Source organism: Salinilacihabitans rarus (assembly GCF_024296665.1).
Taxonomy (GTDB): Archaea; Halobacteriota; Halobacteria; order Halobacteriales; family Natrialbaceae; genus Salinilacihabitans; species Salinilacihabitans rarus.
On the sequence record NZ_CP100762.1, the window covers coordinates 1,222,006 to 1,247,386 of the forward strand.

Annotated in this window: 22 protein-coding genes and 1 pseudogene; 5 read left to right on the plus strand and 18 right to left on the minus strand. The window is 68.8% G+C overall.

Translation table 11 applies throughout. From position 1 onward, the window contains the following. Positions 1-34: 34 nt before the first annotated feature. From NKG98_RS06435 to NKG98_RS06510, 16 genes are all read right to left on the minus strand, one after another. Positions 35-1,135 carry a succinylglutamate desuccinylase/aspartoacylase family protein gene (locus tag NKG98_RS06435; protein ID WP_254768836.1) on the minus strand — a complete coding sequence of 367 codons (1,101 nt, stop codon included), beginning with the start codon at positions 1,133-1,135 and terminating at the stop codon, positions 35-37. A gap of 54 nt (positions 1,136-1,189) precedes the next feature. Beyond that, positions 1,190-2,212 carry a 3-oxoacyl-ACP synthase gene (locus NKG98_RS06440; protein ID WP_254768837.1) on the minus strand — a complete coding sequence of 341 codons (1,023 nt, stop codon included), beginning with the start codon at positions 2,210-2,212 and terminating at the stop codon, positions 1,190-1,192. 54 nt (positions 2,213-2,266) lie between these two features. After that, the gene (locus NKG98_RS06445) at positions 2,267-3,415 is read right to left on the minus strand and encodes a branched-chain amino acid ABC transporter permease (RefSeq protein WP_254768838.1); all 1,149 of its coding nucleotides are present in this window, start codon (positions 3,413-3,415) and stop codon (positions 2,267-2,269) included. Between the two features lie 217 nt (positions 3,416-3,632). Continuing rightward, complete coding sequence (locus NKG98_RS06450; RefSeq protein WP_254768839.1) at positions 3,633-4,703, minus strand: branched-chain amino acid ABC transporter permease; 1,071 nt, start codon at positions 4,701-4,703, stop codon at positions 3,633-3,635. Next, positions 4,700-5,437: an ABC transporter ATP-binding protein gene (locus NKG98_RS06455; RefSeq protein ID WP_254768840.1), complete on the minus strand. Its 738-nt coding sequence runs from the start codon at positions 5,435-5,437 to the stop codon at positions 4,700-4,702. Before NKG98_RS06455 ends, NKG98_RS06450 begins: the two co-directional genes overlap by 4 nt. Continuing rightward, positions 5,434-6,348: an ABC transporter ATP-binding protein gene (locus tag NKG98_RS06460; protein ID WP_254768841.1), complete on the minus strand. Its 915-nt coding sequence runs from the start codon at positions 6,346-6,348 to the stop codon at positions 5,434-5,436. The genes NKG98_RS06455 and NKG98_RS06460 overlap by 4 nt, the downstream gene beginning before the upstream one ends. Continuing rightward, positions 6,338-7,789 (minus strand): ABC transporter substrate-binding protein, encoded by a 1,452-nt coding sequence (locus tag NKG98_RS06465; RefSeq protein WP_254768842.1) that lies wholly within the window; start codon positions 7,787-7,789, stop codon positions 6,338-6,340. The genes NKG98_RS06460 and NKG98_RS06465 overlap by 11 nt, the downstream gene beginning before the upstream one ends. A gap of 66 nt (positions 7,790-7,855) precedes the next feature. Beyond that, positions 7,856-8,485: a hypothetical protein gene (locus NKG98_RS06470; RefSeq protein WP_254768843.1), complete on the minus strand. Its 630-nt coding sequence runs from the start codon at positions 8,483-8,485 to the stop codon at positions 7,856-7,858. 46 nt (positions 8,486-8,531) lie between these two features. Further along, on the minus strand, positions 8,532-8,888 hold the full coding sequence (locus NKG98_RS06475) for a Zn-ribbon domain-containing OB-fold protein (RefSeq protein WP_254768844.1): 357 nt from the start codon (positions 8,886-8,888) through the stop codon (positions 8,532-8,534). 46 nt (positions 8,889-8,934) lie between these two features. Further along, positions 8,935-10,104 (minus strand): thiolase domain-containing protein, encoded by a 1,170-nt coding sequence (locus NKG98_RS06480; RefSeq protein ID WP_254768845.1) that lies wholly within the window; start codon positions 10,102-10,104, stop codon positions 8,935-8,937. A gap of 72 nt (positions 10,105-10,176) precedes the next feature. Then, a complete protein-coding gene (locus NKG98_RS06485; protein WP_254768846.1) occupies positions 10,177-10,902 on the minus strand; it encodes a helix-turn-helix domain-containing protein in 726 nt (241 codons plus the stop codon). A gap of 79 nt (positions 10,903-10,981) precedes the next feature. Next, positions 10,982-12,568 (minus strand): AMP-binding protein, encoded by a 1,587-nt coding sequence (locus tag NKG98_RS06490; RefSeq protein WP_254768847.1) that lies wholly within the window; start codon positions 12,566-12,568, stop codon positions 10,982-10,984. A gap of 16 nt (positions 12,569-12,584) precedes the next feature. Next, positions 12,585-13,409, minus strand: a complete 825-nt coding sequence (locus tag NKG98_RS06495) for an alpha/beta fold hydrolase (protein ID WP_254768848.1) — start codon at positions 13,407-13,409, stop codon at positions 12,585-12,587. An 82-nt stretch (positions 13,410-13,491) separates the two neighbouring features. Beyond that, positions 13,492-14,394, minus strand: coding sequence for an RNA-guided pseudouridylation complex pseudouridine synthase subunit Cbf5 (locus NKG98_RS06500; RefSeq protein ID WP_254768849.1), 903 nt, complete (start codon positions 14,392-14,394; stop codon positions 13,492-13,494). Next, positions 14,394-14,972, minus strand: coding sequence for a (d)CMP kinase (gene cmk / locus NKG98_RS06505; protein WP_254768850.1), 579 nt, complete (start codon positions 14,970-14,972; stop codon positions 14,394-14,396). Before cmk ends, NKG98_RS06500 begins: the two co-directional genes overlap by 1 nt. Positions 14,973-15,041: 69 nt before the next feature. Then, positions 15,042-15,989 (minus strand): DUF106 domain-containing protein, encoded by a 948-nt coding sequence (locus tag NKG98_RS06510; protein ID WP_254768851.1) that lies wholly within the window; start codon positions 15,987-15,989, stop codon positions 15,042-15,044. Between the two features lie 306 nt (positions 15,990-16,295). On the opposite strand from NKG98_RS06510, the gene NKG98_RS06515 reads away from it, so the two are divergent. Both NKG98_RS06515 and NKG98_RS06520 read left to right on the plus strand, forming a co-directional pair. Beyond that, complete coding sequence (locus tag NKG98_RS06515; RefSeq protein ID WP_425504393.1) at positions 16,296-18,716, plus strand: vWA domain-containing protein; 2,421 nt, start codon at positions 16,296-16,298, stop codon at positions 18,714-18,716. A gap of 187 nt (positions 18,717-18,903) precedes the next feature. After that, positions 18,904-20,424 (plus strand): DUF7289 family protein, encoded by a 1,521-nt coding sequence (locus NKG98_RS06520; RefSeq protein WP_254768853.1) that lies wholly within the window; start codon positions 18,904-18,906, stop codon positions 20,422-20,424. Between the two features lie 6 nt (positions 20,425-20,430). Here NKG98_RS06520 and NKG98_RS06525 read toward each other — a convergent pair whose 3' ends face one another. Continuing rightward, a complete protein-coding gene (locus NKG98_RS06525; protein WP_254768854.1) occupies positions 20,431-21,066 on the minus strand; it encodes an adenylate kinase in 636 nt (211 codons plus the stop codon). Between the two features lie 59 nt (positions 21,067-21,125). On the opposite strand from NKG98_RS06525, the gene NKG98_RS06530 reads away from it, so the two are divergent. Continuing rightward, on the plus strand, positions 21,126-21,536 hold the full coding sequence (locus tag NKG98_RS06530) for a DUF7975 family protein (RefSeq protein WP_254768855.1): 411 nt from the start codon (positions 21,126-21,128) through the stop codon (positions 21,534-21,536). A 6-nt stretch (positions 21,537-21,542) separates the two neighbouring features. On the opposite strand, the gene NKG98_RS06535 is transcribed toward NKG98_RS06530, so the two are convergent. Further along, positions 21,543-21,833 carry an amphi-Trp domain-containing protein gene (locus tag NKG98_RS06535; protein ID WP_254768856.1) on the minus strand — a complete coding sequence of 97 codons (291 nt, stop codon included), beginning with the start codon at positions 21,831-21,833 and terminating at the stop codon, positions 21,543-21,545. Between the two features lie 181 nt (positions 21,834-22,014). Between NKG98_RS06535 and NKG98_RS06540 the strand changes: the two genes are divergently transcribed. Together NKG98_RS06540 and coxB are read left to right on the plus strand one after the other, a co-directional pair. Then, complete coding sequence (locus NKG98_RS06540) at positions 22,015-24,261, plus strand: amino acid permease (RefSeq protein WP_254768857.1); 2,247 nt, start codon at positions 22,015-22,017, stop codon at positions 24,259-24,261. Between the two features lie 474 nt (positions 24,262-24,735). After that, positions 24,736-25,371 (plus strand): annotated as a pseudogene (gene coxB, locus NKG98_RS06545) (cytochrome c oxidase subunit II); the annotation flags it as partial. Between the last annotated feature and the right edge of the window lie 10 nt (positions 25,372-25,381).

Genomic DNA, 25,381 nt, shown 5'->3' on the forward strand with positions numbered 1-25,381 from the left:
GGACGACGGGCGTCCATCGTTTAAGCGTGTCGTTTCACGACCGGGGGACGACGAGGCCGTCGTCGTCGCGCACCGCGAGGCTCGCGACCGGGTCGTTCTCGTAGGTCGTCGGCGACGGCCACCCGAGTACGTAGCCGTCGGCGGGCGCCGCGACCGTCTCGCGGGCCTCGCCGTGGGGGGAGACGACGTCCGCGAGCGGGTCGCCCTCGGCGAACGCCGCGCCGGGTTCCAGCCGCGGCCGGCAAAAGCCCGCCGCCGAGGCGTTCGGTCCCCGGAATCGTCGCACCGGGAACGCGACGGGCGACTCCAGGGTCGGCGCCGCGGCCTCGATTCCCTCGGGGACGGCGTCGAGCATCCCGAGGTGGACCATCGCCCGGTAGGCGGCCGCGACGCCCGCCGCGCGGTGGGGCTCCGCGATCGTCTCGTGGCCGCCGAGTTCGACGGTGAGCGACGGGACGCCCGCCTCGTTGAGGACGGCCCCCGCGGTCGAGCGGTGGAGGTTCCGATCGGCGTACTCCTCGGCGGGGTACTCGGTGACGACCGGAATCCCGGTCGCGTCGGCCAGCGCCGCGAGGCGCTCGGCGAGGGCCTCGGCGTCGCCCTCCTCGCGGCGCTCGCCGTGGAGGACGCGGTCGCGGATGACGAACGGCACCGACCCGACCTGCGCGGTGTGGACGTCCAGCAGCGCGTCGGCCGAGTCGACGACCGCCTCATAGAGCCGTTCGTCGATCAGTTCCTGGACCCGGCGACGGGTCGCGTCCCCCTCCGCCGGCGGGAAGTGCCGGTTCGGATCGTCGTCGTGGTAGTAGGAGGTGCGCTCGACCCGGCGGATCCCCGCGGGGTTGCACATGGGGACGCAGACGACGGTCCCCCGCAGGCCCTCGGGGACGCCGTCGGCCTCGTCCGGCGAGCCTCCGCTCGCGGAGACGCCCCCTCGCAGGACGTCCTGGACCGCCGCGACGCCCGTCACCTCGTTGCCGTGGATTCCGCCGGTGAGCCACAGCGTCGGCCCCTCGCGCTCGCCGCGGGCGAGGATCACCGGCAGCCGTTCGGCGCCGCCGGTCGGGAGGTCGGTCACTTCGAGGGTGCCCGTCGCCCGCTCGCCCGGTGCCGCGCTCGCCGTTCCGACGTTCATACGCCCCCTCGCGGGGGACGCGTCGAAAACCTCACGGTCGCCGCGGCGGGGCGCTCACCCGCGCCACGTCAGGACCGTCGCCGCCCACGTGTACCCCGTCCCGGCCGCCAGAAAGCAGACCACGTCGCCGGGGTCGAGCAGGCCGCGCCGGCGACCCGCTTCGAGCGCGAGGATCTGGTCGACGCTCTGGACGTGGCCGTACTCGTCGAGGTAGTGGCCGTCCGTCTCCGGGTCGAGCCCGAGTTCCGCGAAGAGTCGCTCGTGGAACGACCGCTTCATGTGGGTGACACAGGCGTAGTCCAGATCCGACCGCTCGAACCCGGAGCGGGCGAGCGCCGCGTCGGCCACCGCCAGATAGTTCGACAGCGAGACCGGCGCCAGCCGCTCTTTCATCCCCTCGGGGTCGGGGACGTCCAGCGCGTGCCGGCCCTCGGCGACCGTCTCCTCGCTCGGCGGTTCGCGCGACCCCCCGGCCGGCACGATCACGTCCCGGGCGAACGAGCCGTCGGTGACCGCCGCGCTCCCGCCGACGAGCGCCCGCGCGCGCTCGCCGGGGTCGGACTCCAGGACCATCGCGCACGCCCCGGAGCCGAAGTTGAACGTGAACGACGCGCGCTCGTTGCCGTAGTCGACCAGGTCCTCCTCGCGGCTCGCGGCGACGAGCAGGGCCGCGTCGACGTCCCCGGTCCGGAGTTGCGCGCTCGTCTCGCGGATCGCCACCGGCGCGCCCGCACAGAGGGCGTAGCTCTCGGTCGCGTACGCGTTCGCGGCGCCGACGCGCTCGCAGACGTCCGCCGCGGCCGACCAGACGACGTGATCCTTGTACTCGCTGCCGTGGTACCGCACGAGGTCGAGGGCCGCGGGGTCGAGGGCCGCGTCGGCCAGCGCCGCCTCGGCGGCCGCGACGCACATATCGGTGACGTGGTCCTCGTCGGGCGGGCAGACGTGCTTTTGCCGGAGCCCCATCTTCTCGACGACTACGTCCTCGGGGACGCCACTCGCCGCCGCGACGTCCGCGCCGGTCAGCACCTCGTCGGGGAGGTACCGGCCGTAGCCGGTGAGGCCGACCGTCGTCACGCGCGACCACCTCGCGCGTGCGGGGCCGGCCGCGGTCGGGAGTCGCTCATGGGCTCAGTCGCCACCCCCGCGGAGGTAACGGCGCGCGCGGTCGGGGAGGCGCTCGGCGACGGGGCCGCCGAGACGCTCCCGGAGCGTCCCGAGGATGCCGTGGGGGACGTAGAGGACGAACAGGATGAAGACGACCCCGAGGTAGAGTTCGGCGCGGCCGTCGATCAGGACGTTGACGATCCGGACGACGGTGACGTCGCCGTAGCCGGCCCCGAGGACCGTGTTCGGCAGCGTCTCCCGCAGGTACCGCGCGAGGCCGTGTTCCTCCGTCGAGAGGACCCCCTCGACGAACTCGTGGAAGATGTGGCCGTACAGCGGGCCGGCGAGGGTCCCGAGGCCGCCGATGATCGACGCGAGCAGGGCGTCGGCGGTCACGAACAGGTCGAAGGAGTTGCCGGGGTGGACAGACCGGCGGTAGGCCGCAAACAGCGCGCCGGCGACCGCGGCGAAGAAGGCACTGACGGCGAACGCGCCCATCTTGTACCGGAAGGTGTCGTAGCCGACGGCGCGGGCGCGCTCCTCGTTCTCGCGGACGGCGACCATCACCCGGCCGAACGGCGAGTGGACGATCCGCTGCATCGCGAAATACGACAGCAGGACGACGACGCCGACGGCGTAGTAGGAGACGTCCGCCGTCGAGAGGTCGATCCCGAGTCCGAGGAGGCTCTCGTAGCTGTCGCCGACGAGTTGGCCGACGTCCAGCGTCGCGACGCCGGGAATTCCGATCGAGAGCGCCTCGGAGCCGCCGATCGACGCGCCGTCCCGAGGGTTCGAACTGACGTACCCCCAGTTGCGGACGAACACGTGTGCCACCTCCGCGAAGCCGAGGGTGATCATCGCGAAGTAGACGCCCGTGAGCCGGAAGGAGACGGCGCCGACGAGCAAGGCGACGACCACGGCCAGCGCCGCCCCGGCGAGCAGGAGGACCACGAACGGCGTCCCCGCTCCCAAAAGCGGCACCTTGTCGGTCGCCGCGAGGACGACGAAGTAGGCGCCGATGCCGTAGAACATGGCGTGGCCGAACGAGAGGTAGCCGGTGTAGCCGCTGACGAAGTCGAAGCTCATCGCGAACAGCCCGACGTACAGCACCGCCACCATCGTCCGCGTCTCCGGCAGGACGACGTCGAGTTCCGCCCCGACCGGCGTCCCCATCAACGCGTCGTAAATCAGCGGATAGACCGCGAACGCGGCGATCACGACGAGGTGGACCCGGTGGTACTCGAAGTGACGACGGAGCGTCGACGCCGTCCCGCTTCCCAGTTCGGTCCCGGCGTCGTCCCCGAAGGTGGTCTCCGCGGGCTCGTTCGTGCCGGCGGACCCGGTCGCCCCGGAGCCGTCGGTGCTCGCCGGCGCGTCGGACGGGGCGGGGCTAATGGCCGCCCACCTCCGCGACGCCGAACAGCCCCTGCGGGCGCACGATCAGCACGAGCACGAGCACGAGGAACATCACCATCTCCGGCAGGCCGGGGAAGGGGACGTGCGTCTGGAACAGCCACGTCATGGTCGCGTCGGTGAGGCCGACGATCCCGGCCGCGACGACGGTACCCCGGAAGCTCCCGAGGCCACCGATGATGACCACGACGAACGCGATCAGCAGCGTCTCCACGCCGAGGGGGACGCTCGCGCCGAACCGCGGGTCCCACATCAGCAGGACGCCCGCGAGCGCGGCCAGTCCGGCCCCGACGCCGAAGACGACGGTGAACGACCGGTGGACGTCGATGCCGAGCGCCTGTGCCATCTCGGCGTCCTCGCTGCCCGCGCGGATGTGGAGGCCGTACCGGGTTTCGGTGAGGAACCACCACGTCCCGGCCACCACGGCGAGACCCACCAGCGCCTCGAACATGTAGATCCCTCGCGTCGAGACGCCGAAGACGTCGTAGAAGCCGCCGAGCACCGCCGGGCGGGTCCCCCACGGGGCCTCCCAGACCGTGCTCGGCTGGATCCCCCGGAACTCGAGGACGATCCGCGCCAGTTCGTCGACCACCAGCACGACGCCGAAGGTGAGCAGGATCTGGAACAGCGGCGGCCGGTCGTAGATCGGACGGATCAGGCTCACCTCGATGGCGGCGCCGACGGCCGTCACGGCCGCGAACGCGAGCGCCATCGCGAGGAAGAACAGCAGGAGGCGGCCGATCCCTCCGGTCTCGGCGGTGACCGTCGCGACCATGAACGCGCCGCCGAGGTAGGCGCCGACCATCGTCAGCGAGCCGTGGGCGAAGTTGAGCACGCCCATCAGCCCGAAGATCAGCGACAGCCCCGCCGCGACGGTGACGTAGAGGCCGAACTTCGAGAGCGCGTCGAGGCCGATCCGCAGCAACGTCCCCGGCCGCAGGAGGTCCCAGAGGACTTCGACGGCCGACGCGAGCGCCGGGGCCGGGTCGAGGGCGAACGCGGCCGCCTCGATCCCGGGGCCCGAGGCGAGGGCGACGGCTCCCGTCATGCGGTGAGGTACCTCCGGATGCGCTCGTCGTCGGCGGAGACGTCGGCCGTCTCGCCCGACTCGACGACCCGGCCGTGGTCGAGCAGGTAGAACCGGTCGGCGAGGTCCATCGCCATCGGGAAGTTCTGCTCGACCAGCACCAGCGTCGCCCCCTCGGCGGCCGCCGCGAGCGCGTCCGCCACCTCCTCGACGATCAGCGGGGCCAGCCCCTCGCTGGGTTCGTCGACGAGCAGGACGTCGTTGTCGCCGACGAGCGCGCGGGCGATCGCCAGCATCTGCTGCTGGCCGCCGCTCAGGTCGCCGGCGTCGTGCTCGCGCAGCCGTTCGAGGTCGGGGAAGCGGTCGAACGTCCGCCAGAGGGCGTCCTCGACGTTCGCGTCGGGCGGGGTCGCCGCCCGGACGTTCTCCTCGACGGAGAGGTGGGCGAACATCCGGCGCGCCTCGGGCACCCAGCCGACGCCCCAGCGGGCGACCTCGTGGGTCGCCAGCCCGGTGACGTCCTCGCCGAACAGCCGCACCGTCCCCTCGCGGGGCGGCGTGAGTTGCAGGATCGACCGCAGCGTCGTCGTCTTGCCGACGCCGTTGCGCCCGATGATCGCCACGCTCTCGCCGCGCTCCACCGACAGCGAGACCCCCTGGAGGACGTGGCTCTCGCCGTAGTAGGTGTGGACGTCCGCGAGTTCGAGGGCGGCGGCGTCGGCGTCGTCGGCCGCGGCGCTCGCCGTGCCCGTCACGCGGCGGACACCCCCGGATCACCGTCGTTCGGCCGCGACCCGTCGGCGTCGTCGCCCCCGTCGCCGTCGCCCCCGTCGCCCTCGCCCTCGACGGTCGCGGCCGACTCCCCGTCCTCGCCGTAGCCGCCGAGGTACGCCCGCTGGACCTCGGGGTCGTTCCGGACGGCCTCGGGGTCGCCGTCGGCGATGAGGCTCCCCCGGTGGAGGACGGCGACCCGGTCGCTGACGCCCATCACCACGTCCATGTTGTGTTCGACGAGCAGGACCGCGTGGTCGGCGGCGACGTCCTCGATCAGCGAGACGATGGTGTCGACGCCGTCCCGGGAGACCCCCGCCGTCGGTTCGTCCAGCAGGAGCACGTCGGGGTCGCCCGCGAGCGCGATGGCCACCTCGAGGTGGCGTTTGCGCCCGTGGCTCAGGTTCGCCGCGGGTTCGTCGGCGTGGTCGGCGAGGCCGACCCGGTCGAGGATCGCCCGCGCCTCCGCGGCGTACTCCTCGAACGCGCCGACGTTGCGCCAGAGCCGCCACGAGTCGGCGCCGCCGTGGGCCTGGGCCGCGATCCGGACGTTCTCCAGGACCGTCGAGGCGGGGAAGACGTTCGTGATCTGGTACGAGCGGTGGACGCCCAAAATCGCGGTCTCGTGGGGGGCCGCGTCGGTGACGTCGCGCCAGTCGTCGTCGCCCGCGTCGGCGTCGTCGACCGGCGGCCGGTACTCGATCCGCCCCGCCGTCGGCGCCAGCGTCCCCGTGAGCAGGTCGAAGAACGTCGTCTTCCCCGCGCCGTTCGGGCCGATCAGCGAGCAACACTCGTCGCGTTCGAGGGCGAAGTCGACGTCGTCGACGGCGACGATCCCGCCGAAGCGCTTCGTGAGCCCGCGCGTCCGGAGCAGGGTCGACGTCTCAGAGGTCACAGTTCATCTCCGGGTCGTCGGCCGGGATCGTCGTCTCGTCCATCCCGATCGTCGCGAGCGGTTCGCTCGGCATGACCGCCGAATCCCAGTCGTCGGCCCACTCGTCGTCGGTCGGCACCGGGTTCGCGATCGTCATCGCCGAGCGGGCCTGGTTGTTGTACTCCTGGTACTCGTAGCCGCCCTCGCCTTTCGGCGTGTCCGTCACGGTCATCCCGCGCATCGTCGCCGCGATCTCGGCGCCGTCTGTCGACCCGCTCTCGCGGACCGCCTGCACGATCGAGGAGGCCGCGACGAACGTCCCGGAGGTAAAGAGGTCGGGGACGACGCCGTAGACGTCCGTGTAGTTCTCGACGAACCAGTCGTTGATCGCGTTGTCGTACTGGTTCCAGTGGTACCGGGTCGTGAACGGCCCGAGTTGGGCCTCCTCCAGCGCCTCGGCGGTCAGGGGCTCGCCGAGGACGTTCCCCGCGACCTCGCCGATGGCGGCGTTGGTGATCTGGGTGGCGAAGCCGCCGAACATCCGGAGGCCGTAGCCGCCGGCCAGCCCGGTCGAGAGGAACTGCGGGAGCGTCGCTACGGTGAAACCGCCGATGACGGCGTCGGCGCCGGCGTCGACCGCGTTCTCGAAGTGGCCCTCGAACTCCGAGTACTCCTGTGGGACGAAGTCCGTGCCGACCACGTCGACGCCCTCCTCTTCGAGGACGCGCTCGTAGTTGTCCGCGACGGCGTAGCCGAAGGTGTAGTCGGCGGCCATGATGTAGACCGCCTCGACGTCGGTCTCCTGGGCGACGTACCGGCCCCCGCTGCGCGCGTCCATCGCCGTGTTCTCGCTCGCGCGGAAGACGAGTTCGTTGCAGGTCTCGCCGTCGGACGTCAGGTTCGCCCCGGCCGCCGGGCCGATCACCATCGGCACCCCCGCGGGTTCGACGACGTTCCGGACGACCTGCTCGGCCGCCCCCGACGAACTCGTCCCGAACAGGAGGTCGACGTCCCGGTCCTGGACGAGCTGGGTCGCGAGCGACTGGGCCTGATCGCCGCTGAACTGCGTGTCCTCGACGTACAGTTCGTAGGTGACGTTCTCGCCCTCGATCGTCTCCTGACCCGCCGTCTCGACGGCCGCCGGCGCCGCGTCGTACTTGTAAGCGAGCCCCGAGAGGAACCCCCAGAGCGACTGCGTGCCGTAGTACTCGAGGTCGCCGGTCATCGGCTGCAAGACGCCGATCCGGACGGTCCCCTCCGGTTCGTCCGAGGGGTCGTCGCTGCCGGCTCCACCGTCGGTGCCGTCACTCCCGTCGCTCCCGTCGTCGCCGTCGTCGCCGTCGTCGCCGTCGCTCCCGTCGTCCTGTTCCTCCTGCCCGAGACAGCCGGCGATCGACAGCCCGATGGCGCCCGTGATCCCCGTCCGCCGGAGCACGCCGCGGCGCGTGGTGCGCGGTGACATACTACAAGAAAACGGCCCGACCCGCAAAACGGGGGAGGTTGATATACGAACCTCGGCCGGCGCCGCTTACGCCTCGTCGTCCTCCCGGTCGCCGTCGCCCGCCTCGTCGCTTTCGGCCCCGTCGCCCGCCTCGTCGCTTTCGGCCCCGTCGCCCTCCGTCTCGCTTTCGGCCCCGTCGCCCTCCGTCTCGCTTTCGGTCCCGTCGCCCTCCACCTCGTCGACGAGGTCGTCGGCGAGGTCCTCGTCGATCGTCATCTCGCCCGGTTCGGCGGGGTCGGCCTGAACGGCGTCGCTCGCGCGCTCGGCGATCTCCTCGGACGACACCTCCGCCTCCCGGATCCGGTCTGACGCCCCCTCGACGACGTCCTCGACGGCGTCGGTGCCCTCCGCCCCGTCCGTCGACTCCGCCGACGGCTCGCCGATCGGGATCTCGCGACCGTCGATCGGGACGGCTTCCTCGGCCCGCTCGCGGACCCCCTCGGGGACGAGGTCGTCGGCCGTCTCGCGGACCGCCTCGACCGGCGGGGCCGGCGCCCGCCGCAGGCGCCGCCTCGCGAGGTACGCCGCCGCCGCGACGGCACCCGCGAGCACCAGCGAGCGAACGAGCCGGGAACGGGACGACCCCTCGTTCCCGGTCGTGGCGCCGCCGTCCGTCTCCACGGTACCGCTCCCGACGAAGGCTGACAGGTGAGTCACGGGTGTCGTACGCCGCGCGGACGGAAGTTCGTTGGGGGTGGCCGGCTCAGGAGAACAGCGGCGCCGGCTCGTCGCGGTCGTCGACCGCGCCCGCGAGTTCGACCGCGTCGCCGATCCCGGCGTCGCCGTCGAGGCGCGCCAGCACGCGTGCCTCGCCGAGGTCGATCACGGCGACCCGGTACGGCCCCTCGAACCCCTCCGGGGCGACGGCGATCGTCGTCGCGGTGTGGACGACCCCCTCGGTCGGCAGCGAGACGGTCTCGACCTCGCGCGAACCGCAGCGGGCGCAGGCGGCCTTCGGCGCGGCCGTCTCGTGGCCGCAGTCCGGACAGCGCTGGCCGAGCAGGTCGCCGTCCTCGATGGCGGCGGTCCACTCCGCGTGAGTGAGGCGGTCGTCGCTCACGCGACCACCTCCGGAACGGGTTCCGGCGTAGTCGCGTTCGCGGCGCTCACGCGACCACCTCCAGAACGGAGACGACCGTCGTCGCGGCGTCGCCACCCAGGTTGTGCGCGAGGGCGTACTCGGCGTCTGCAACCTGCCGGTCGCCGGCCTCGCCGCGCAGTTGCTCGGTCAACTCGACCAGTTGGGCGACGCCGGTCGCGCCGATGGGGTGGCCCTTCGCCTTCAGCCCGCCGCTGGGGTTGACCGGAATCTCGCCGCCGAGCGCGGTCGTCCCCGCCGCGGCGGCCGGGCCGCCCGCGCCGTCCTCGACGAACCCCAGCGCCTCGATGGCGAGCACCTCGGCGCCGGTGAAGCAGTCGTGGACCTCCGCGACGTCGACATGATCCGGCGCAATGTCGGCCTCCTCGTAGGCCTGCGCCGCGGCCTCGCGGGCCGACCGCGTCGCCGTGAGGTCGGCCTTGTCCGCCAGCGGGACGACGTCGGTCGCGTGGCCGACGCCCGCGACGCCCACCGGGTCGCCGGACAGCGACGCGGCGGCCTCCTCGCTCGCGACGATGGCCGCGGCGGCGCCGTCGGAGAACGGACAGCAGTCCATGAGGTGAAACGGCGAGGCGACGAGGGGACTGTCGAGGACCTCCTCGACGGTCGTCTCCTTGCCGAACTGCGCGCGCGAGTTCAGCGTGCCGTGGCGGTGGTTCTTGACCGCGACCGCCGCGAGGTCCTCCTCGGTCGTCCCGTGTTCGTGCATGTGCCGGGTCGTCAGCAGGCCGAAGACGCCGGGGAACGACAGCCCCGTCGGCTGCTCGTACTGGCGGTGGGCCGCGCTGGCGAACACCGCCGTCATCTCGGGCGTTCCCAGTCCCGTCGCGGGCGTGCAGCGCTCGACGCCGCCGACGAGGACGACGTCGTGCCGGCCCGACTCGACCGCGCGGACGGCGTGTTTGAACGCGTTCGAGGAGGTCGCGCAGGCGTCCTCGTAGCGCTGACAGGGGATCCCCGCGAGGCCGACGTGGCTCGCGAGCGTCGGCGCGAGGTGGGTGTCCCGTTCGGTCTGGCCGCCCATCGCGTTCCCGAGGTAGAACGCGTCGATCTCCCCGCCTTCGACGCCCGCGTCGTCGAACGCCGCGAACGCCGCGTCCGCGAACAGTTCGACGAGGGGTCGTTCGTGGACGCCGAAGTCGGTCATCCCGACCCCGACGATCCGTGGACTCGTCATGATCGACCCGAAGCGGTCGGTGGTGAAAAACGATGTGAAACTGCCGGGAACGGAACCCGGGAGGGCGAGAGATCAGTCGAACGGCTCCCGTCGCCCGTCTTCGAGGCGGTCGAGCGCGCTGACGACCCGCCGCAACACCTTGCGCTCGGCCCGGCGGACGTTCTTCGAGACGGCGGTGTCCGAGACGTCGAACTCGTTTGCGAGCATCTGCAGCGTCGCGCCGCGGGGCTGGTCGAAGTAGCCCTTCCGGGCGGCGACTGCGAGCGTCCGGCGCTCGACCTCCGAGAGGGTGCGACAGCCTTCGAGCAACTCGGTCGCGGCCTCGGCGTTCTCGAGGAGGTCGTACAGTTCGTCGAGTTCGAGGGTCCGCCGGGACTCGACGGTGAACTCGTTGTCCCGTTCGAGTTCCGCCAGCGCGTCGCCGGCGGCCCGGTCGTCGTCGAAGCCGACCTCCCAGCGCTCGCTCCCGTCGGCGATGTGGAACGGCCCGGTGATGTAGCCGTCGTTGGCGCGGATCGCCCGCATCGCCTCCGTCTCGTCGATCACCGTCCGGATGAGCGCCGTCCCCTCGTGTTTCTTGAACAGTTCGCACTCGCGCATGTTCCGGTGCTCGCGGAGCGTCGACAGCCCCGACTCCAGCGTCCGACGGTCCTCGCCGTCGACCATCATCCGCGTCTCGAGTTCCCGTCGCTCGGCGTCGAACCCCCACTGGACCGCGGTGAACGAGACGTCGTGGTCGTCCGTGGTGTCGATGAACGGACAGTCGTACTGCTCCATGTCCATGCTAAGATCAATCATGGTAGATCATTCCAAACAAGGTGTCATAACGTTGGCCGTAATTTTCGCCGCGTCCAGCCGTACAATCGAGGATTTGAAGTCACGGGTCTCCCCCGAACCGCTCCTCGACCGCCGCCCGATCGATCTTCGACGGGCCGCTCGTCGGCATCTCGTCGACGAACGCGAGGTGTTTCGGGATCTTGAACCGGGCGATGCGGTCGTCGAGGAACGCCTCGAGTTCCCCGAGGGTGAGAGGGCGGTCGGCGCCGCCGTCATCGCCGCCCTCCCCGGCGGCGTCGGCGGGTTCGATCACCGCCTTCCCGACCGTCCCCCACCGTTCGTCCGGGACGCCGACGACGATCACCTCCCCGACGGCGGGGTGGTCGGCGATGGCGTCCTCGACCTCCGGCGGGTAGACGTTCTCGCCGCCGCTGACGAACATGTTCTTCTTGCGCCCCTCGACGTGGTAGAAGCCGTCGTCGTCGACCCGGGCGAGGTCGCCGGTCGAGACCCACCCGCCGCCGAAGGCGTCCGCGGTCGCCTCCGGGTTCCGCCAGTAGCCGGGGGCGGCGTGGGGTCCCGCCAGTTCGAGTTCGCCGATCTCGCCGGGCGGGAGGGGGTCGCCGTCGTCGTCGACGACGCGGGCGTCGGCGTGCAACACCGGCTTCCCGACGCTCGCGACCTTCCCGGGGCCGAACGCGTCGGGCATCGCGAAGTTGTTCGGCCCGCACTCGGTGAGGCCGTACCCCTGGGAGATCTCGACGCCGCGCTCGCGCCACGCGCGCACGGTGGCCTCCCGGCAGGGGCCGCCCCCGCTCTTGACGAACCGGAGCGTCGAGAGGTCCGTCCCCGCCCACTCCTCGTGGGTCGTCATCGACCGCAGGACCGCCGGCACCGCGACGAGCACCGTCGCCTCGTGGGCCTCGACCTGCGCGAGCACCCGGCCGGGGTCGACCTCGCGGTCGATGACGAGCGTCCCGCCGACGTGGAAGATGGGTATCGAGAGGACGTTCCAGCCGCCGGTGTGGAACGTCGGGAACACCATCGGCGTCACGTCGTCCGGGCGCAGCCCCCACGCGGTGATCGTGTTGAACGAGTTCCAGTAGATCGAGCCGTGGGTGATCGTCGTCTCCTTCGGCGTCCCGGTCGACCCGCCCGTGTGCAACAGCAGGTGCGGGTCCTCGAGCGAGCGCCGCCGCGTCTCGACCGGCGCGTCGTCGGCGGGGAGGGCGTCGCCGTACGTCTCCCAGCCCCCCGCGGGTTCGTCGCTCTCGAGTTCGAGCACCGGCGGTTCGACGTCGGCGCGAGCGATCGCGTGCTCGACGCGCTCGACGTGGGGCGACTCGATGACCAGCAGTCGCGGCTCGACGAGGTCGAGCAGCTCGGCCAGTTCCGGCGGCGCGAGGCGGTACGACAGCGGCGCGAGGACGCTCCCGGTCTTGCCGGCCGCGGCGAACAGGTCGAACGGCTCGATCCGGTTGCGCGAGACGAGCGCCACGCGCTCGCCGTCCGCGACGCCGAACCGATCGAGCAGCCGCGCCGTCCGGTTGGCCCGCCGTTCGAGGTCGCCGTAGGTGTAGCCCTCGCCGGCCGCCTCGTCGACGACGGCCGTCCGGTCGGGCGAGAGCGAGGCCCGTCGAGCGGTCCAGTCGCCGACCCACTCGTAAGCCGTCTCACCCCAGTTCATCGGCGCTCACCCCCCGTCATCGTCCCCCGGCGGGAATCGGGTTCGCGGCCAGAAAGTCCCGGAGCCGATCCGTCACCCACGACGCCTCCTCGAGGAAGAACAGGTGGTGGCCGCCCTCGCGCAGTTCGAGACGCGCGTCCGGCAGCGCCGCCGCGAGCAGGTCGGCGTTCTCGACGGGGACGACGCGGTCCGCGGTCCCGTGGAGCACCAGCGCCGGCGCCTCGACGGCCGCGAGTTCGTCGGCCGCGTCGAACGCCTCCACCGCGGCGGCCTGGGCCGCCCGCGCCGCCTCGCTCGCGTCGGTCTCGAGGCGGCGGTCGACGATCCACTCGACCAGATCCGGGCGCTCCGCGTAGAACGAGTCGGAGACGGCCGGCGCCATCCGGTGGCGGATCGTCTCGCGCTCGTCCGCGCCCGGGGGCACGTCGAACATGCGCTCCCGGGTCTCCTCGGGGACGGGAACCGCCTCGTCCCCGCCGGGAGTCGTACACAGAAGCGAGAGCGTCGCCGCCCGGTCGTACTCGACGGCGTACCGCTTGGCGATCATCCCGCCCATGCTCGCGCCGACGAGGTGGGCGCGGTCGACGCCCGCGTCCGCGAGGACGGCCTCGAGGTCGGCCGCCAGTTCGGGGATCGAGTACGGGCCCGGGGGCGCGTCGGAGTCGCCGGTGCCGCGGTTGTCCGGGAGGATCGTCCGGTACTCCCGCGACAGGGCCTCCCGCTGGCGGCGCCACATCCACCGGCCGTACCCCAGTCCTTCGAGGAAGACGACTGGCTCGGCGTCGACGGGGCCGTCGACCTCGTAGGCGAGGGAGACGCCGTCGTTGGTCGCCGTGTGCATAGGTACCGAATGTACCCTCCACACGAAGTACCCCCCCGTTCGACTATCAACCCTCGGGCAGGGGGGCCTCGTCGGCCCCGACTCAGACGAGCACTCGCTCTAACTCCACGACCGTCCCCGACTCGGCGTCGGGGTCGCCGACCAGCCGACCCAGACAGACCGCCGCGCCGGTCGGCGCGTAACAGGCGACCAGCGCGTCGCGGTCGACGTCGGGCGCTTCGAGGACGCCCGGGGCGTACACCGGCGCGCCCTCGGCGACCTCGCGGGCGGCGCTCTCTGCGATCGTCACCGCGGGCAGTCCGTCGAGGATCCGTTCGGCGGGGTCGACGACCTCGTACAGGGGCCCGGGGTCGTCGTCCTCGACCCAGAACGCGAGCGCGTCGAGCAGGTCGTGGGCGTCACACAGCGTCGCGTCGTCGAACGGGTCCGTCGCCGTCCGTCGCAGGTGGCCCATGTGCGCGCCCGTCCCCAGCGCGAGTCCGAGGTCGTGACAGAGCTTCCGGACGTAGGTGCCGCTCTCACAGCGGATTCGCAGCAGCGCTCGACGGTCCTCGACTTCGAGCACGTCGAGGTCGTACATCTCGCGGGTCCGGAGTCGCCGGGAGACGGCGCTCTTGCGCGGCGGCTTCTGGTAGATCGGTCCCTCGAACTCCGCGACGACCGCTTCGACGTCGGCGGGCACCGGCGCGTGACACTCGAGGACGGCGACGTACTCCTTCGCGCCCTCGAGGAACACCTGCGCGAGTCGCGTCGCGTCCCCGAGCATGATCGGGAGACAGCCGGTCACCTTCGGGTCGAGCGTCCCGGCGTGGGCCGCCCGTTCGATCGGTTCGTCGCCCGACGCCGCGAGCGCCTCGGCGACGGCGTCGCGGATCCAGCCGCTGACCTGGTGGGAGGAGGGGCCGGGGGGCTTGTCGAGGTTGACGACGCCGAACGAGAGCAGTTCGGCGGGCGATCGCTCCTCGGGGGGGCCGCGCAGGCTCATCAGAACTCGTAGCGGACGTCGGTGACGGGCGTCTTCCCCTCGTCGCCGTCGGCGTCGTACTCCTCGACGGCGGTGACGAGCATGTCCAGCACCGCGTCGGGTTCCCAGCGGGCGGTGTTGATCGAGAGGTCGTAGATCGTCAGGTCGCGGATGTCGATGTCGTAGTACTCCGCGTACCGCTGGGCCTCGCTGGCCTCGCGCGCCCGCGTCTCCTCGGTCGCTCGCGCGGGATCTTTCCCCTCGCGCTCGGCGATGCGCTCGCCGCGGACCGACGCCGGCGCGTCGAGCCAGAAGCGAAAGTCGGCGTGCTCGCCCGCGAGCCACCCCGCGAGTCGCGACTCGAGTACGAGGTCGTCGCGCTCGACCGCGACCTCGCGCAGGCGCCGGTCGAGGTCGCGGTCGATCTGGTCGTTCTCCTCGGCGAGTTTGTTGAACTCGAGTGCCGTGTACCCCCGCTCGTCGGCCAGTTCGCGGAAGATGTCGCCCCCGCTTACGTGTTCCAGATCGAAGGCGTCGGCGAGCAGTTCCGCGGTCGTGCTCTTCCCGCTGCCCGGCGGGCCGGAAACCGTCAGTAACATATCCGAACTGCGACGGGCCGAGTAAAATGGGTTTTGAATCGCCGGGGCCGACGAGGGCGTCCGGAGCGCTCAGGTCGTCGACGGGCTCATGTCGATGTTCAGCGACTTGCGCAGCAGTTGGGTAAAGCCCATCGAGCACAGGAAGTACCAGACGATCCACGCGCGCAGCGGGCCGAACACGTCGGCGCTCCAGTCGGTGGTGCCGATAAGCGGCATCACGACGGTCTCCTCGACGGTCTGGGGCCCGGTGCTGTGGATCTTCCAGTACATCCAGAGGAACAGCGGGATCGTAAAGAGCATGATCCAGACCATCGGCCGGAACTGCTCTTTGAACATCCCGAGGTTCTCGGCCATCGCCTCCATCTGCTCCTCCTGGACGCGATCCATCTCGTTTTCGAGGCGTTCGATCTCCGCGTCGCTGGCGCCACGCTCCTCGGCCGCCTTCTTTCGCTCCTCGACGTCCTTGCGTTTCTCCTGCATCGCCTGCATCCGCTCCTGGTACTTGGCGATGCGCTCGGTGTTCATCAGGTTCGCCTGCAGCAGCGTCGAGTACAGGCCGGTCAGCATCGCGACCGCGAGGATCACGGCGTAAAACGGCAACACCGCGTCCAGCGGTCCGAGCGCGACGTCGATCACCGCGCCGACGGTGTCCCGGACCGAGTTGAACCAGTAGCCGACCATGAACAACAGCGCGGTCACGCCGGCGACCTTGTCCCACTGGGACCACTTCGAGGCCTCCTCGTCGATGTCGACGTCGGGGATCGCGGTCTCGCCGTCGCCGTCGAGCGCCTCGTCGAAGGCCTCGCGGTCGGCGATCTCGAACCCCTCGTCGCCGTCGACCAGCACGCCCTTCTCGATCAGCCGACCCCACTGGCCGCTCGTGAGGTCGCCGCGGACGTCCGCCCACTCGACCTCACCCCCGTTGGCGTCGGCCTCCTCGCGGACGGTCTCGAGGGCGTCGGCCATCGAGGCGTCCTCGCTGACGAGGGCGTCGATCTTCTCCGCTGTGCGCGTCATCTGGTTTGCCTAGGTCACCTCCGGTATACAAGTGTTTATCTTCGCGCGGGCGAGTGCCGGCGAGCGGCCGGTCGGACCGCGGCCGCCCGCGGGGGCGTCGCGGCGACCCGCGACCCGCGACCTCGCGGGCCGCCAGACCGCCGCCCGGCCCGACGAGGCCGAAAACGGCGGTCCCAAGATCCGACTGACGGGTCGGGGGACGCCGGATAGGACCGCTATACGGCACGGCTACCCGACCTCACCGAGGCGGCCGAGAATACACGATCCTATAGATTAATATAATAGCGTTATTGACTTTCGCAAGAAATGAAACGTGTGGGTGAATCGCGGTCTCGATCCGGTGGGTCGGATCGGGGTGCTTCGCCGCAGGTGGGTATCGTCTTGCTGTTCGGAATGGTGTTCGTCGGCGCGATGGTGGTCATGGTCGCGGGAATGACGATGATCGACGACCTCCAGGGGTACGCCACGGACGAACGGAACGAACAGAACTTCAGGATGGTCGATAAGACGCTCTCGACGGAGACGGCCGCGGGAGACGGGAAGACCAGCTTCGACATCGAAACGGGCGACGACGGTGAGTACGAGGTCGCCGACCGGGGACAGTTGTCGATAAACGTCACGAACCGGCTCGGCGAGTCGTGTCAGGTCAGCGACTTACCGCTCGGCACGCTGGAGCACGAAACCGATCGGGGCGAGCGGATGGCCTATCAGGCCGGCGGCATCTGGCGCACGTCCGGCAACACGACGGTGGTCGTCTCGGACCCCGACATCCGGTACTACACCGACACGCACGACGGGATCGAGACCCAGCGGCTGGAAGTCTCGGTGACGAACCTCCGCGGGAACGTGAGTCGCGGCGAGCACACCGCGACCACCACGTTGCACAAACCCAAAGGTGCCGGCTGCATCGAGGAGGTCCGCTTCCCGTCGAGCGTCACGATAACCGTCGAGGACACGCCCTACCACGACGGCTGGGAGCGGTTCCTGCGCGAGGAGTTCGACGCCGACGACGACCAGATTTCGCACGATCCGGACGCCCGACGGGTCGAGGTCAACGCCCCGCTCGGACACACGCGGCCGTTCGCCGACTACGTCGACCTCGAACCGACGATCTACGGCGGGTTGTACGTGACGGGGCCGGAAAACAGCGACAAGAGCCAAATCAACGGGGACCTGACCGTCGACAGTTACGATAGCCGGGAAGATACGTACGCGAATACCGAGAACACGAGCGGTGACCTGTTCGTCGCGGACACCGACGAGTTGCACCTGGTCTCGCAAGCGACTATCTCGGGATATCCAGTCATCAATGGGGACCTAAACGCCACGCCCAACTCGGAAGTGTCGCCGTTCGCGTACCGGTACGGTGAGGACGTAAGTCCGGAACCCGATCAGGCCGACGCGCTGTCGACCGAGCTATCGGAGCCGTTCGACTCGATCGACGACGTGGACGACGAAATCGACGCCGCACAGGAGTTCCTCGAGAGCCAGCCGGGTCTCCCCGGCGGCACGGTCGAAGACGGCGAGTACCACGTCGACGGCGATCTGGATCGGTCGAACCTCGAGTTCGACGTCAGTGACGGCGACGCCCACGTCGCGGTTGGTGACAGCGACGATCCGGGAGACCTCGCTCTCGACGACGTCGACGTGACCGGCGGCGGGCAGGTGCACATCTACGTCACCGGCGACGAGATCGAACTCGAGGACGTCGAGGTGCCCGACGATCGCGCGGACGCGATCTGGATCTACGGCGGAAGCGATACGGACGTGACGATCAACGGTGACTTCCAGGGCGTCGTCTACGCGCCCGGAGACGGGAACCTCAAGATCAAAGACGACACCGAGATTCACGGCGCTATCGTCGGCGGCACGCTCGGCCCCGGCGACGGGGGTGGAGCCGGTAACGGAGCCGGTAACGGCGGTGGAGCCGGAGACACGTACATCGGCGACGACGTCGAGATCCACTTCGACGTCTCGCTCCGGTCCGACGTCCCCATTCCGGAGGGCGACCTCACGGTCGACCAGGAGGTGCGACTGCCGATCGACGCCACGTTCGTCCTCGACCGGTCGGGGTCGATGGGACCGCATTGCACTCAATACGGCCCATTTGGCGGGTGCTGGAACCAGCACCCCGGAAACGACCCGGACGAACGCCGCCTCGACGCGACCCGGGATTTCATCGGCGTGCTCAACGAATCGCAAGGCGACAAGGTCGGCGTGTACGAGTTCAACAATTACGGACACGAGATCCACCATCTGAGCAACGACTTCGACTCGGTCAACGCGTCCCTCGACACCGAGGCCGACGGCGGAACGAACATGGCGGCCGGGATGGACATCGCACTCGACGCCTACGACGAGGACGGCGACGACAGAGAGCGGGTCATGGTACTGTTGAGCGACGGCGAGAACAATAACGAATATCTCGACCAACAGACGAGACAGCGGGCGGAGGACGCGGCGGAAGACGGCGTCACCGTCTACACGGTCGGCCTCGGGAGCGACATCAACGACGACCTGCTCGAGGAGGTCGCCAATACCACCGGCGGCAAGTACTTCCACGTCGACGACGCCGACGACCTCGCGGAGATCTTCGAGGAGGAGATCGCCACCGACGTGATCGAGGCGGCCGAGGTGGAGTTCGAGACGGTCACCTACAGCGTGACGAGTTCCCCGGACGAGTACGTGATCAAAGTCGACGAGTCGGAGGTCGAAATCGAGGACTGAGGTCAGGTTGGAGTAGCACCGACTCGAACGCCGGCACCGGGATACGCCGGCCGGCAGGGTTCCGTACCGACGTTTCGTTCAGTTTCGCGACGCCTCGTTTCGTTCCCCGTCGGCAGCTAATTACAACCTAACACGCATCTAACACAAGTCGAATACTTTATCGTACTGGTTACTCATGCACACGGATATGAGCGCGTGTCGGGACGATCCGTTGTCACCTCTTTCACAGGTCCGCGGACAGTCCGCGGTGCTCGGCATCGTACTCCTCATCGGCATCGTCGCGATCGGCAGTTTCAGCATCTTCGTCGTCGCGGGCGGGTCGATCGACGAGGCACAGCGAAACGCCGAACAGGAGCGCATCGAACAGGCGTTCGTCGAACTGAGCCAGAACATGGCCACGGCGTCGGTCGACAACGACTCGGTCCGGACGATGGACTTCGAGGCGGGCGAACACGGCGCGGTGACGAAGACCAACGCGGGGAACATCACGCTCGAGTACGGGGGAGAAACGGAGAACGTCAGTCTCGGGGCCGTCGAGTACGAGGGCGACGACGGCAGCATCGTCGCCTACCAGGCCGGTGGCGTCTGGCGCGAACGGGGCAACGAGACGCACATGCTCTCGGCGCCGCAGGTCCACTACGAGGACGAGACGCTTACGCTCCCGATCGCGACCGTCAGCGGCGAGCAGAACCTCGACTCCGGTACGGTTACGATCGCGCACAATAACACGACCTCGCACGAGTCGCTGTCGGTCGAGAACGAGTCGGTGACGATGGTTATCGAGAGTGAATACTACCGGGGCTGGGAGGAGTACGTTAGGACGCAGGCCGGTGACATGGCGGTTCGCGAAGTCGATCACGAGAATAACTCAGTTACCGTGCTACTCGGCTACGACGAGGTCGAGAACGCGTTCTCGTCTGGTGCAATGTACGGGAGCAAGAACGGTCTCGACGACGATAAAGACCATTTCGAAAACGCGACTCGCGCGCCCATGCCGGAACTCGACGACGTAATACACGAGATGGCAGAGGACGCGCGAAACGAGGGTGAAGTCGGGGACGAACCGGTCGATATAAACTTAACTGGGAAAGATCTCTCCAGTGATATTTCCCAACCACTGTCGGACGGAATATACTATATTGACGAATTCGAGAACGGGGACGAACTCAACTTCGATATCAGCGGAGGGAATGCAACGCTGATCGTCGACGGGAATATATCGGTGTCCGATAGTGGCGGGATCAATGTCGTGAACAAGGCGGACGAGAACACGTTAAAGATCTACTCGACTGGCGAAGTGTTCAGGGTAGACGGTGAGGTTTGCGTCGAAGCCTGTGACGACGGCGGTGCGAAACACCTTCAGGTGTACGGAACGTCCGAAATGGGAAGCGATCTCGGCCCGAACAGCGGTGGTGCCTTCGAAGGCGTGATTTATTCGGCGGCCGACGATGATAACGGCTGGTGGGACCACGAAAATGGCAATGGAGCGTGCCAAGACGCTCAGGCAAGGTTCCAAGGAAACAGTTTTGAGTTCAATGGTTCGATCGTTGCGCACTCCATCTGTGCCCAGGACGCTAGCCTGAATATAGATTACGACGAAGGGCTCGAAGATGCCAATATTGACATCTACCCCGAAGAGTACTCGCTTCCCCCGCAGATTCACTACCTCAACATCGCCGAGTACGAGATCGACGTCGAGAACGAGTAAGCCGGATCAGGCCGCGTCTTCGATCGTCTCCTTGACGTCCGCCCAGACCTCGTCGGGCGATTGCTCGCCGTCGATCCGTTCGAGGTCGCCGCGTTCCTCGTAGTGTTCGATCACGGGTTCGGTGTTCTCGCGGTAGACGCGCAGGCGCTCTTTTACGGTCTCTTCGGTGTCGTCGTCGCGCTGGACGAGGCGGTCCTCGACCGCGGGGTCCTCGGGCGGGTTGTACTCCAGGTGGTAGATCTCGCCCGTCTCGGGGTCCATCCGGCGGCCGGTGAGCCGGTGGACGAGTTCGTCCTCGCTCACGTCGAGATAGAGCACGACGTCGAGGTCGGTCATCCCTTCGAGTTCCTCGGCCTGTTCCAGGTTGCGCGGGTAGCCGTCGAGGACGAAGCCGTCGGCCTGCGAGAGCGCCTCGTCGACGATGGCGTTGACGACCGCGTCGGGGACGAGTTCGCCCCGGTCCATGTACTCACGGGGAGTGTCGTACTCCAGATCGAGGTGGGAGATGTCCATCTCCTTGTTCCCACGGAGGGCGTCACCGGTGGTGACGTGGTCGACGTCGAAGCGGTCGGCGATCTTCGCGCTCTGGGTTCCCTTGCCTGCCCCGGGCGCCCCGAGGATCAGAATTCGTGGCTGTACCATACGCTGGCGTTCATCCCCGTCGCATAAAGGCTTAAAGAATGGCGCACGTCCCGCCGACTATGACGCGATTCGACGCGGCGACGCCGGCGGAGCGACGAAAACTGTTCGTCGACGCGATCACGGCCCACCGTCGGCGGGCCAGCCCCTACCTCACGATCGAGGTCGACGAGGCCGACCTCGGGGACGATGCGGGACCGGATCCCGAACTGGGCGTCCCCTGGGTGCAGTTCGCCGACGGCGTCGTCAACCTCGACTGCACGGACGCGGAACTCGAACGCCTGAAGTCGCTGCTCGCCGAGTTCCCGGCGTTCAAGATCGACGAGTTGACCCGCCCCGAGGACGCTGAGGGGACGAACGCGCGCGTGAGCGCGAAGGCGGACCCGAACCGGATCGCGCAGTTTCTCGACGGCGTCCTCCGCCGGGTGTTCGAACTCCCCGAGGACGTCACGGCGTGGGTCGTCGAAATCTGAACGGCGTCACTCGACGGTGAGGCTGCCGTCGCCGGTCCCGTCGTCCGATTCGCCCTCGGTCCACTCGAGTTCGAACTCGACGCTGAGTTCGGCCGGGCCCCCGGAACTCGACGTCTCGCGCTCGGCTTTGACCTCGAAGGTCGGCCGCGACGGCGGGGACATCGTCACCGAGTCGCCGCCGGCCTCGAGGGTGATCGCCTCGCCCGCTTCGAGGTTGTCGGCGACGGCACGGAGGGAAGCGGCGATTTCGGCGGCGTCGGTGCGGCGCTCGAACGCGAAGAGAACTTCTTCCGGCATACCGACGCATTCGGTCGCCGACGTATAGTAGCTGTCGGCGGCGGACCGTCACCGATTTCATTCAATTTATGGCTCTCCGGTAGGTTTTCCTTCGTATGACTCCTCTCACCGCGACCGACGGGAACGACTCGGCCCCGCCGAGAACGAACGGCCCGCCGTACCACCGAACCGGGGTGACGTGATGTCGGGCGACGAGGAACTCGCGAAGGACCTCGGGCCGCTCGCCGCGCTGACCATCGGGGTCGGGACGATGATCGGCGCGGGGATCTTCGTCCTCCCCGGCGAGGCTGTCGCGAGAGCCGGACCGCTCGCGGCCGCCGCGTTCGTTCTCGGGGGCGGGATCGCCATTCTGACGGCGTTTTCCGCGAGCGAACTCGGGACGGCGATGCCCAGATCCGGCGGCGCGTACTTCTACGTCAACCGCGCGCTGGGGCCGCTGTTCGGCTCGATCGCAGGCTGGGGGAACTGGATCGGACTGGCGTTCGCCTCCGCGTTCTACGTCTTCGGCTTCGGCGAGTACATCGTCCGGATGGCGGGACTCTCGTTCGGCCCCATCGACCTCTACGTCGTTTCGCTGTCGGCGGCGCAACTGATCGGGCTCGTGGCCGCGGTCGCGTTCATCGCGGTAAACTACGTCGGCGCGAAGGAGACCGGTCGCCTCCAGAACGCCATCGTCATAACCCTCGTCGGGATTCTCGCGGTCTTCACCGCCTTCGGCGCGTGGAACGCCGACCTCTCGACGCTCCGACCGATCGTCCCGCCGGACAAGGGCATCACGCCGCTGTTACCGGTGACCGCGCTCATCTTCGTCTCGTACCTCGGGTTCGTCCAGATCACCTCCGTCGCCGAGGAGATCAAAGAACCCGGGAAGAACCTCCCGCGTGCGGTGATCGGCAGCGTCGTGCTGGTCACCGCGATCTACGCGCTCGTACTGCTGGCCGTGCTCGCGGCCGTTCCCAACGAGCTCGTGGCCAACAACGACACGGCGGTCGTCGACGTGGCCAGCCGGCTCATCGGCCCGATCGGTGCGGGCGCGCTCCTGGTCGGCGGGCTGCTGGCGACCGCGTCGAGCGCGAACGCCTCCATTCTCGCGTCCTCGCGGATCAACTTCGCGATGGGCCGAGACCGGATCGTCAGCCCGGAACTCAACGCGATCCACCCGCGGTTCGGCACGCCGTACCGGTCGATCGCCGTGACGGGCGCGTTCATCGTCCTCTTCCTGCTGTTCGGCGACATCCAGACGCTCGCGACCGCCGGAAGCGTGTTGCACCTGATCATCTACGGGCTGTTGAACGTCGCGCTGATCGTCATGCGCGAGGCCGACGTCGAGGGCTACGAGCCGTCCTACCGCGTCCCGCTGTATCCGGTCACGCCGATCCTGGGGGCGATTCTCTCGTTCGCGCTCATCGGGTTCATCGAACCGATCGTCATCGTGCTGTCCGTCCTGTTCGTCCTGGGTGCCGCGCTGTGGTACCTCCTGTACGCCCGCGGCAAGACCGAAAAGCAGGGCGTCCTCGGCGAGTACGTCCTTCGTCGCGCCGACGAGATGCCCGAACCCGCGGTGACCGCCGCGACGAGCGTCAAGCCCGACGGCGGCACCTATCGGGTGATGGTGCCGCTCGCGAACCCCGACCACGAGAAGGATCTGATCACGCTCGGCAGCGCCATCGCCAACCGGCGAGACGGGACGGTGATCGCGACCCACATCGTTCAGGTACCCGACCAGACGCCGCTCGAAAAGGGCGCCGAGCACGTCGACCAGTTGAGCGCCGAGTCCGAGCGGTTACTCGAGGACGCCCGCGAGGACGCCGAGACGTTCGACGTCGACGTCGAGACGAAGACGATCCTCTCGCACCGCTCGTTCGAGGAGATCTTCGACGCCGCGCGGACGAACGACGTCGACATCGTCGTGATGGGCTGGGGCCCGGGCACCCACGGACGGGCCGAGAGCCGAGTGGACGAACTGACACAGAACCTCCCGTGCGACGTCCTCGTACTCAAGGACCGCGGATTCGACGCCTCGCGGATTCTCCTCCCGACGGCCGGCGGGCCCGACTCCGAACTCGGGGCCGCCGTCGCGGCGATGCTTCGCGAGGAGTACGACTCCGACGTGTCGGTACTGTACGTCCGCGACGAGGACGAGTCCGCGGACGAGGCGGAGCGGTTCCTCGAGGAGTGGGCCGCGGAGAACGGCCTCGAGGGGGCGACGCTGCTGGTCGAGTCCGGCGATCCGGAGGCCGCGATCGAACGCGCCGCGGCGGATCACACCACGATCATCGTCGGCGCGACCGAGCGGGGCCTGTTGACCCGGCTGTTGCGCGATTCGCTCGTTCTCGACGTCATCGAGGACGTCGACTGCTCGGTGTTGCTCGCCGAGAAAGCCAGACCCCGCTCGCTCCGGGAACGGCTGTTCGGGTGGCGCGAGTAACGCGCCCGCCGGAGCAGGGGACCCGGGTATCGTCCACGGATTTTTGTTTGCCATCTGCCGTGTGCTGTATAACTACCCAGCGATAACGGCCGGGAATGGACCGGACCGACGCGACCGTCGATCGACGCTCGCCACACTCGACGTACGACCGACCGCCGAAGAGGGGATTCGGATGAACGAGCGTCGTGAGGGCCGACTCCGCGACTCGCCGCTCGCGACCGGGACGAACATATGCGGCAGCGGAGTGATACTTCTCCGGGAGGACTCAGTTACGGAACGATAGACAAAAGATGGTCGGGCCAAAGTGGAGGGTGAAGGACCCGGCTCCGGGGTGCCGAGAGCGTCGTTGCTGCTGGTGTGGCGTCGTCGCCGTTCGGTTCGTTCCCAAACAGATAAGTAACCCCGTGAGTCATCGTCCGTCATAAAACCCGCAAAATCGAGGTGAATACAATCTTCGCACCACACCTGCCCCCGATGCAGACCCGCGTCGACGTGTTCGAGGAAATTTTCGTCTTCTTCCTCGGACTCGGCACGCTCGTCGGCATCATCGTCGTGGCGTACACGCTGTACAACGCGTACAAGTACCGTGACGATGGGAGCCGCGAGCCCGACGAGGGGCTGCCCACCCTCGGGGAGTTACCGACAGGCGGAGGTAGCGGCAAGAAACTGTTCGTCTCGTTCGGCCTGAGCGCGATCATCGTCATCTCGCTGGTCGTCTGGACGTACGGGATGTTACTGTACGTCGAGGACGGCCCCGGCGGCGAGCCCGGCGAGGACGCCATCGAAGTCGACGTCGTCGGCCAGACGTACATCTGGAACTTCGAGTACGAGAACGGCGTGAGCACGACCGGCGAACTGGTCGTGCCGGCCGGCGAGACCGTCTGGATCGACGTGACGTCGAACGACGTCTGGCACACGTTCGGCATCTCCGAGTTACGGGTGAAAGCCGACGCCATCCCCGGCGAACACGACCAGACGTGGTTCGTCGCCGAGGAGGAAGGCGAGTACCGGATCGAGTGCTTCGAACTCTGCGGCCCCGGTCACTCGAGCATGGAGAGTACGCTGACGGTGCTCCCCGAGGAGGAGTACGAGGAGTGGATGGCCAATCAGGAAGCCGAAC